This window comes from Rhodococcus sp. KRD197, from assembly GCF_017168235.1.
GTDB lineage: Bacteria > Actinomycetota > Actinomycetes > Mycobacteriales > Mycobacteriaceae > Rhodococcoides.
Genome location: NZ_JABFAO010000045.1, coordinates 1 through 9,145, shown reverse-complemented (window position 1 = coordinate 9,145; position 9,145 = coordinate 1). Strand labels below are relative to the sequence as shown.

Below are 9,145 nucleotides of genomic sequence, written 5' to 3'. Positions count from 1 at the left end.
CTTCGCTCTGGCCAAGCAATGGCGAGCGCTGGCCACCCGCTACGACAAACTCGCGATCACCTACCGCGCCGCCGTCACCCTCTGCGCAATTCTCACCTGGCTACGCCGATTGGGAGACACGCCCTAGGGGGTTCTCTCCTATAAGCGGGCTCTCCTGTACGGCCCCCGGCTCCCTCCCGCACCTACTCGACGCCCCTTCCGGCTGGGGAAGGCTGCCGCTCCCAGCCCTACAGGATCCCGGGGCCGTCGAGGGCAGCCCACAGGACACCGGCCAGGACGCCCAGCGCCAGGCTCGCGGTCGCGGCGACCGCGGCCGTGACGGCCGGCCAGGCGGCCATCCCGCCGCGTCCGGGGAACTCGGCGGCTTGGGAGTCGGGTCGGGCGAAGACGGGGGCGAACCAGCGCAGGTAGTAGAAGAGGCTGATCACGCTGTTGACCACCACCACCAGAGCCAGCCACCCGTGACCGCCGTCCCAGGCGGCGGTGGCGGTGGTCAGTTTGCCCACGAAGATCGCCAGGGGCGGGGTGCCCACCAGCCCCAGCAGCGCCACCAGCACGGTCAGTCCCAACCCTGGGCGGGAGCGGGCCAGCCCGCGGTATTCGGCGAGCGTCCGGTGCTCGGGCAGGGCAGCGGTCACGGCAAAGGCGGCGACGTTGGTCACGGCGTAGGCGGCCAGGTAGAACAACAGCGAGGGCAGGGCCAGGTCGCTGCGCCCGGCTGCGGCCACGGGCACCAGCAGGAACCCCACCTGCGCCACGGTCGACCAGCCCAGTAGCCGGCGGGGATCGGTCTGCCAGTAGGCGGCCAGGTTGCCCAGGAACATCGAGGCGGTGGCCAGTAGGGCGGCGACGAGCAACCAGGAGTGCTCTTCGGCGGAGACTGTGGCCACCAACCGGTACACGGCCACCAGCGCGCCCACCTTGGGCACGGTGGTCAGGAACGTGGCGGCGGTGACCCCGGAGCCCTGGGCGGCGTCGGGCACCCAGAAGTGCATCGGCACCCCGCCGGCCTTGAACAGCAGCCCGGCCAGCACCCCCAGGATGCCTGTCCCCACGGCGGCGTCCGGTGCGGTGGGCAACGCCTCCCGGAGCAGGGCGTAGTCGGTGCCTCCGGCCAGGGCATAGAGCACGGTGACGCCCAGCATCAACAGGATCCCGGACAGCGCCCCCATGAGGTAGGTCTTGACCGCCGCCTCGGCGCCCAAGCGGCCGCCGGTGAGTCCGATGATCCCGTACAGCGGGATGCTGGCCAGCAGGAATCCCACGATCAGCACCAACAGGTCGGTGATCCCGGCCAGGACCATCACCCCGGCGGTGGCGAAGAGCAGCAGGGCGTAGGTGTCGGATTCGCGCGGGGAGTCCTTGAGCTCCCCGGAGGCCACCCCCAGGATCAGCAGGGTGGCCAGGGTGGCTATCACCCGTGCGGCGCCGGTGGCGGTGTCCACGGCAAAGGTACCCGCAAAGGCGCTTTGCGCAGGCCCGGCCATAGCCACCGCGGCGGCGGTCGCGGCGCCCAGTAGCGCCAGGGCGGCCGCGGCGCGGGCGATCCACTGGCGCTGCCGGGGGAGGAACGATCCGCCCAGTAGCACCGCCAATCCGCCGGTAAAGACGATGATCTCGGGCAGCAGCAGCCCGGGGCTCATCTGCATGGAGGCGTCCACGGGTTACCGTCCCACCAGTTCCACGAGGGCGGCCGAGCTCGGCTCGATCACCCCGAGCAGCACCAGCGGCAGCACTCCGATCAGCACGGACAGCGCCAGCAGAGGGCCGGCCGACCACAGCTCGTGCGCCCGCAGGTCCGCGAACCCGGGGGAGCGCCCGGCGGCGGGCCCGGTGAAGACCCGCTGCAGGGCCCGCAGGAACAGGGCGGCGGTGATCACGATGCCCACTAGCGCCACTGCGGTCACCGGGGCCACGGCCACGCTGCCGGCGAAGATCTGGAACTCGGCTATGAACCCGGAGAACCCGGGCAGGCCCAGGGAGGCAAAGGCGCCGATCGCGAACAGCGCCGCGTACCGCGGGGCGGGGCCGGCCAGCCCGCCATAGGAACCCAGGTCGTAGGTCCCGGCCCGGCTCTGCATGACCCCGGCCAGCAAGAACAGGGCGGCGGTGATCAGTCCGTGGCTGACCATCTGCACCATCGCGCCGGTGACCGCCACGGACCGGGCCTGCTCGGCACCCTCCACCAGCAGCCCGGCCGCACCCAGGGCCAGGACGATGTAGCCCATGTGGTTGACGGAGGTGTAGGCGATCATCCGCTTGAGGTCGGTCTGGGCAAGCGCCACCAGTGCGCCGTAGAGCACGGAGACGATTCCCACGGCCACGATCACCCAGGCCCACGCCCGCCAGACCTCGGGCAGCATCGGCATGGCGATCCGCACGAAGCCGTACGCGCCCATCTTCAGCAACACCCCCGCCAGGACGGCCGAGCCGGCGGCCGGGGCGTCGGTGTGGGCCGGGGGAAGCCAGGTGTGGAACGGCACGGTGGGGGTCTTGACGGCCAAGCCCACCAGGATCGCCGCCAGCACCAGCCCCCCGGCGAGCGGCTCACCGGCCAGCGGGGGTGCGGCGACCAGCTCGGGGATGTCAAAGGTGTGGGGCGCCGAGAACACATACAGCCCGATGAAACCCAGCAGCAGGGCCAGCGACCCCAGGAACGTGTAGAGGAAGAACTTCAGCGCCGACCGGGCCGCATTGCCGTGGCCCCACCCGGCGATGATGAAGTACATTCCCACGATCGACAGGTCAAAAAAGACGAAGAACAGGATCAGGTCGGCTGAAACGAACACGCCGAGGCTCATGCTCTGCAGGAACAAAAATAGCGCCGCCTGCACGCGCGGCCGGTCCGAATCCCGCAGGCAGTACACAGCGCACGCCAAGAACACCACGACCGTCATCGCCACCAGCGGCAGGGACAGCCCGTCGATGCCCACGTGGTAACTGCTGCCCACCCCCGGGATCCACGGCACCTGCTCCTCGAACGCCAGCCCGTTCGGTCCCGGGTCCTTGTAGCCGGCCCACACCACGGCAACCAGCAGCACTTCCAGCACGCTCACCGCGATCCACGCCCATCGCGCGGCCGCCGGCCCGATCGCCGGCACCGCGGCCAGGACGGCGGCGGCGGCCAAGGGGAGAAAGACGATCAGACTGAGCATGCTCATCCCATCACTGCGTAGACGGTCCAGGCCACCACGGCCACGGTGAGCACCGCGACGGCCTGCAGGAGGTACTGGTGGACGGCCCCGGTCTGCGGGGTGCGGGCCAGGTGCCCGAGTCGGCGAACCCAACCGGCCAGGCCCTCGACGGCGCCGTCGACCACGGCGTCATCGAGGCGGGCCGCGCCCTGCCCGGCCGTATGGGCGGCCCGTGCGGCTGCTCCGACTCCGGCGTCGAGGACCTCGTCGTCGAACCGCGCCACGGACCGTGCCAGCATCGGGACGGCCCCGGCCACGGAGGTCACGGCGCGGTCCAGGACCGCGTCGTCGAACCGGGCCAGGAGGTGCGCCAACCGCATGACGGGAACGACGACGACAACGTGCGCAGCAGCCTCCAGCCCCAGCCACCGCTCGGCCCACCCGAGTTCCGGGGCGCGTAGACGTCGCATCAGCAGCACCACGGCCAGGGCGATGGCGGCCGAGACCACGAGCTCGAGCGCCGTCACCTCGCCGTGCCCGCCCATCGCCTGGGCGAGGGCGCCGCTGAGCGGGGGCAGCGCCAACACCGACAGCCCGGCCGCCCCCGCGGCCAGCACGACCAGCGGGGCCTGCTCGAGCGCCCCCACCTGCCCGGTGCCGAGCTCTTGCGTTGCGCCGACCTCCCGCCCGGCGGTGGGCTCCTCGACCCGGGCCTGGGCCCCGCGGTGCCAGATCGTCCATAGGACCTTGCCGGAGTAGGCCGCCGACAGGGCCGCCGCCACCAGTCCTGTGGCGTAGAGCCAGGCCGAGGTCTCCAGGGCCCCAGCCAGCACCGCGTCTTTGGTCGCCCACAGGGACAGCGGCGCGATCCCGGTCAGGGCCAGGGCTCCCACGGTCGCGGTCACGCCCACCACCGGCCATCGGCGGCCCGCCCCGCGCAGTTCCGTGAGCTTCTCGGTGCCCAACGCGGTGAGCCACGCCCCGGCAGCGAGGAACAGCAGTGCCTTGGTGGAGGCATGGGCCACCAGTTGGGCGGCACCTCCGCTCACCGCGCCCACTCCGGCGGCCAGCACCACAAATCCCATCTGCGCCACAGTGGACGCCGCCAGCAACTGTTTGAGATCCCGTTGGGCCAACGCCACGATCCCCATCGCCACCGCGGTCAGTAGCCCGATCCACGCGGCGGCCGGGCCCGCCCACCCGGTGGAGGCGAGCAGCGGCTCCACGCGCAGCAGCAGGTAACCGCCCATTGCCACCATCGCCGCCGAGTGCAGCAGTGCGCTGACCGGACTGGGGCCCTTCATCGCGCCGGAGAGCCAGAACGAGAACGGCAGCTGCGCGGCCTTGCCCAGTGCCGCCACCAGGATCCCGGCCGCCACCACGTGCCGCCACGGGCTCTCCGCCGCCGGCAACTCGGACAGGCCCATACCGGCGCCGCCGGCCAAGGCAGCGCCGGCGGCCAGGTAGAGACCCAGGTCGGCGGTACGGGTGGTGAGGAAGGCCGTGAGCCCGGCCGAGACGCGGTCGGTGTCCCGCCACCAGAACCCGATCAACGCGTACGAGGTCGCGCCCATCAACTCCCAGGCAAACAGCAGCGCCGGCAGGCTGGCGGCCGAGGCCGTGATCAGGGCCGCGGCGGCGAAGAGCAGCATCAGCCCGTGGAAGCGGGGCCGGGCCGCCCGGATGTTGCCGGCCGCAAAAACCAGCACCAAAAGGGTCACCACTGCGACCATCGGCAGGGTCAGCGCCGCCAGGGCGTCGACCTCCAATGCCACGTCGACGCCGGCGATGAACGGGAACGCCACCGCAGGCCGCGCAACGGCGACGACAGCCGCCAGCAGCGCGGTCACGGCAGCGGTCGATACCGCGATCGGGGCCGCAACCCGCTCCGCCCGGGTCAGCGCGAGCACCGCACCCACGGCAGCCGGGAGCACCACCAGGGTCAGCAGCAAGGTCTGGTCGGCGGTCATCCGGAGAGATCCTCGGCCATGTCGGTCATGTCGGTCTGCCGCTTGCGGTGCAACAGCGTCGCCACGGCAAAGCCCATGGCCATCTCCACGGTCATGGCCGCCAGCACCACCAGCAGCAGCACCTGCCCGGAGGGGCCCGGGGCCAGGAACCACCAGAACCCCGCGGCGGCCAGGAGCACCCCGTTGATCATCAACTCCAGGCCCATCATCACCATCACCACCACCTGCTGGGACAGGGCCCCGTAGAGCCCGACGGCGAACAGGGCGGCGGCCACCACCAGAACGGCCTCCAGGGTCATCGACCCACACCTCCCGGCTGGGGGTCGTCGGCCGGGCGGCGCCGCAGATCGTCGCCGAGCCGGTCGTAGCGGGTGCGCCCGGCGGCCAGGACGATCCCGGCCACGATGGTGGCCACCATGACCGCGCCCACCACGGCCATCACCAACATCTTTTCGCCCATGATCTCCAGGCCCAGCGCGTTGGTGAGGTCCTCGGGTGGGGCGCCACGTCGCTCGGGCCACGGGATCAGCAGCGCCCCGGCGGCCAGCAGCACAAAGACCCCGACCGAGGTGCCGATCGCGGTCTTCTTCCCGTGGGTCATGTCCATCGGCATCAGCGCCGGGTTCATGCCCATGAACATCACCATGTAGACCGCCATCACCGCCATCTCCATGACCATCATCAGAATCGTGATGATGCCCAGGTAGCTCTGACCCAGCAGCAAAATCATCACCCCCACGGCGATGAACGATGCCGCCAGCGCGTAGGTGGCCCGGGCCATCGAGTCCACCACGAACACGGCCGTCCCCGCGGTCACCGCCACCACAGCGAGTACCCAGAACACGATCCCGACCAGCACGGCTCAGCCCTTCCAGACCACGACGAGGGACACAAGCAGATCCTGGGCCACGACGGCCGGGAGCAAGACAGTCCAGCCGATCTCCATGAACCGATCCGGTCGCAGCAGCGGAAGTTTGCGCCGCGCCCACACCAGAACCGTCAGCACCAGCGCTGTCTTGACCAGCACCCACGCCCAGTCGGGCAGGACGGGCCCGGCACCACCGCCGAGGAAGAGCGGCACCGAGAACGCCGCCCCGGCGGTGAGGAACAGGTAGCGCCCGGCCTGCAGGACCAGCCGATCGACCCCCGAGAGTTCGGCCGTCACCCCGCCGACGATGTCCGCGGACAGGGCCGGGGCGAATGGACCCCATACAGAGAAGCCGGTCACGCCGATCAGGAAGACCAGGAACGCCACCGGCATCCACACCACAAACCACACGCCGTCCTGCGCGGCCGCGACGTCGCCCACCGCCAGACTGCCGGCGGCGATCGCCGGGGCCACCAATGCGAACATCAGCGGCAGCTCATAGGCCAGCCCGTGCGCGAGGAAGCGGTAACCGCCCACCAGACCGTGGATGGAGTTGGCGCCCCACCCCGCCAGCCAGACCAGGGCCCACACCATGACGTCGACGGCGTTGAACCACACGACTCCCACGTCGAGGTCCGCCAGTGTCCAGCGGCCCAGCGGGATCACGGCGATCATCAGGAACGCCCCGACCAGCATGCCCGCGCCGCCGATCCGCCACAGCAGGGTGTCCGCGGCGACCGTCGTGCGGCGACGCTGCCGCAACAGACGGGCCGCACGGGCCAGGGGAGTGGGCCCGCCACGACCGCCGCCCCGCGCCGGCGACGAGAGCACCCCGTCCAGCGCCACCGCGAACAACGCCAGCCCACACAGGATCACCCCGGCCAGCACGGCCCACCCACCGGACACGGTCGTCACCACGGTCTCAGACATGCCCCACCTCCCGGACGGCAGGATGCGAGCCCAGATCAAGGCTCGCCACCGCCAAGCGCACAGTGCCCAGCTCCAAACCGGTCACCAGGTCCGGCACCACCGCCCACGGCACAGTTAGTTTGTCCGCAGATTCCTGCGCTGAGCCGCCATCCGCCCGGTCCGGCGTTGCGCCGCCGACCTCGACGCGGATCCGTTCCAGTTGGGCCAGCAACCGGTCGTGGGCATCCCCGAGGCAGTGCCCCGGCAAGCCGTGGCGCTCCAGATCGGCCGGGCCGAGCGGCAGCACGCCCCGCAATGACCAGCGCAGCAGCCGCGACCTGCGAACCTTCCGGTGCAGACGCTCGACGGCGTCACGGGCGGCACCGGGATCGCCCGTCAGAATCCCGTCCCGGGCACGGCGGGCGCAGTCCGCCAGGTCTTCGGCACCGGCCAGTGCCAGCAGTGCCATGACCTGATCACATTGGGTCACCGTGGCAGACGCGTGGTCCGTGGGCCGACCGGGTGCTCCGGCCCTGTGCTCCGTCGCGTCGATCACCGAGGCGGTGGCGTCGACGACAACGTCCCCCTGTAGCGAGCAGTGCAGCACGAGCCCGGCCGGCCAGAACGGCAATACCGGACCGAGCGGCAGATGGAGAACATCCATCTCCAGGCCGTCGCGGTCCTCCCCGCCTTCGGCCAAGGGAATCCCGGCGGGAGCCATGTCCATATCCCCGTGGCCTTCATGGCCCTCGTGGCCACCATGCCCGCCATGGCCTTCATGGCCCTCGTGCCCGCCGTGGTCTGCGTGGCCCTCGTGGCCACCATGCCCGCCATGGCCTTCGTGGCCCTCGTGCCCGCCGTGGTCTGCGTGGCCCTCGTGGCCACCATGCCCGCCATGGTCTTCGTGGCCCTCGTGCCCGCCGTGGTCTGCGTGGCCCTCGTGGCCACCATGCCCGCCATGGTCTTCGTGGCCCTCGTGCCCGCCGTGGTCTGCGTGGCCCTCGTGGCCACCATGCCCGCCATGGTCTTCGTGGCCCTCGTGCGCCTGGCGATCCGCGTGCTCTTCGTGGTCCGAGTGTCCACCGTGGCCCTGGTGTTCCTCGTGTCCTTCGTGGCCCACGTGCCCTTCGTGCCCTTCGCCATCAGCATTGTTCGCGTGATCGGACATCGAGGGCTCCTGCGCCCGTTCGCGGGCGTCGGTCCGGTGATGGGAAGTGTCGAGCAGGAGCGCAGTGGCATTGTCGAGGGCGGGAACCACCGCTCCGGGCGAGGCGATGCCGATGCGCACCCGAGGGCCGGGCATCTGCTCCCAGAGGCGGTTCGCCAGATCCGACAGCTCAGGACCCGGCGCACCACACACGACGAGCACGTCCCCCTGAGCCGGACTACTGGCTATCCGCCACCCGCGACGGAGTAGCTGTTGCTCAAGCTCCATCCGAGTCGCCCACTGGCCCGGGGCCTCGACGACGAGCACCCGGGTGGCCTGGACGGCGAGGCGGGCGAGAAACGGGCTCAAGCCCATCGGAATGCGCCTTCTCGCCGTGCCCAGGCCACGGCGACTAGCAGGGCACCAAGGAACAGGAACATCTCCACCACCGCAGAGAGCCCCTTCTCGATCACCACCACGGCCCACGGGTACATAAAGAGCATCTCGACGTCGAAGGCCAGAAACACGATCGAGGCGAGGTACCAGCGTGCGTGGAACCGCGACAGGGCGTGCTCCTGCGGTGCCCACCCGGATTGGGCCGGCAGGACTGTCAACGGGTCGGAGGTAATGCTGGCCACGCGGTGGAGTGCATAGAAGAGAGCAACGACAGACAGCGCCACCAGAGCCACGGACACGATCCCTGAGGACATGACGGTCTCTCCCCTTTCTCGCGGTCGAACATCGAGGCCGGTCGCTGAGCGATGGGAGTCACCTTAACGGATTACCGCGATCGATAATCTCGTTCCAGCTCGGCGGTCAGCCGTGACCGGGGCCGGCTCCGCAGAGCAGGAACACCCGCGTGTGGGTCCGACTGATGCGAAATCTCTGGAACCGGTTGGGCTCGACTGGGGGCGGGGTTGTCGTCGAAAGAAAGCGCACACCTCCGCGCGTCGCTGGCTACTCATCGAAGAACTGTCCACATTCCTTGACTAGGGCGTGTCTCCCATAGCTGAGCGGTGACCCGCGAGACCGTGGCCGTATGGGACAGACGAAGTCACGATTTCGCCAGTTCACCGACGAGCAGTGGGAGCGGATAGAGCCCCTGCTGCCCTCCAAT

Annotated in this window: 9 protein-coding genes; 1 reads left to right on the top strand and 8 read right to left on the bottom strand. The window is 70.4% G+C overall.

Annotated elements, in window-relative coordinates; all coding sequences use genetic code 11:
* Nucleotides 1–227: 227 nt before the first annotated feature.
* Genes J1M86_RS23970 through J1M86_RS23940 form a run of 7 tightly spaced genes read right to left on the bottom strand, consistent with a single transcriptional unit; the run spans nt 228 to nt 7,545 of the window.
* Nucleotides 228–1,643 carry an NADH-quinone oxidoreductase subunit N gene (locus J1M86_RS23970; protein WP_042329325.1) on the bottom strand — a complete coding sequence of 472 codons (1,416 nt, stop codon included), beginning with the start codon at nt 1,641–1,643 and terminating at the stop codon, nt 228–230.
* 21 nt (nt 1,644–1,664) lie between these two features.
* Entirely contained in the window at nt 1,665–3,155 is a 1,491-nt protein-coding gene (locus J1M86_RS23965) for a NuoM family protein (RefSeq protein ID WP_007626381.1), read from the bottom strand.
* Between the two features lie 2 nt (nt 3,156–3,157).
* A complete protein-coding gene (locus tag J1M86_RS23960) occupies nt 3,158–5,104 on the bottom strand; it encodes an NADH-quinone oxidoreductase subunit L (RefSeq protein WP_206492765.1) in 1,947 nt (648 codons plus the stop codon).
* Entirely contained in the window at nt 5,101–5,403 is a 303-nt protein-coding gene (locus J1M86_RS23955; RefSeq protein WP_017836397.1) for an NADH-quinone oxidoreductase subunit K, read from the bottom strand. The genes J1M86_RS23960 and J1M86_RS23955 overlap by 4 nt, the downstream gene beginning before the upstream one ends.
* Nucleotides 5,400–5,963: an NADH-quinone oxidoreductase subunit J gene (locus J1M86_RS23950; protein ID WP_064257203.1), complete on the bottom strand. Its 564-nt coding sequence runs from the start codon at nt 5,961–5,963 to the stop codon at nt 5,400–5,402. The genes J1M86_RS23955 and J1M86_RS23950 overlap by 4 nt, the downstream gene beginning before the upstream one ends.
* A gap of 3 nt (nt 5,964–5,966) precedes the next feature.
* A complete protein-coding gene (locus tag J1M86_RS23945) occupies nt 5,967–6,902 on the bottom strand; it encodes a complex I subunit 1 family protein (protein WP_017836399.1) in 936 nt (311 codons plus the stop codon).
* Nucleotides 6,895–7,545, bottom strand: coding sequence for a hypothetical protein (locus tag J1M86_RS23940; RefSeq protein WP_241257514.1), 651 nt, complete (start codon nt 7,543–7,545; stop codon nt 6,895–6,897). Before J1M86_RS23940 ends, J1M86_RS23945 begins: the two co-directional genes overlap by 8 nt.
* Between J1M86_RS23940 and J1M86_RS26595 the strand changes: the two genes are divergently transcribed.
* Nucleotides 7,531–8,298, top strand: coding sequence for a hypothetical protein (locus tag J1M86_RS26595; protein WP_241260621.1), 768 nt, complete (start codon nt 7,531–7,533; stop codon nt 8,296–8,298). The genes J1M86_RS23940 and J1M86_RS26595 overlap by 15 nt on opposite strands.
* A gap of 95 nt (nt 8,299–8,393) precedes the next feature.
* Here J1M86_RS26595 and J1M86_RS23930 read toward each other — a convergent pair whose 3' ends face one another.
* Nucleotides 8,394–8,738 (bottom strand): NADH-quinone oxidoreductase subunit A, encoded by a 345-nt coding sequence (locus tag J1M86_RS23930; protein WP_007626392.1) that lies wholly within the window; start codon nt 8,736–8,738, stop codon nt 8,394–8,396.
* Nucleotides 8,739–9,145 lie beyond the last annotated feature (407 nt).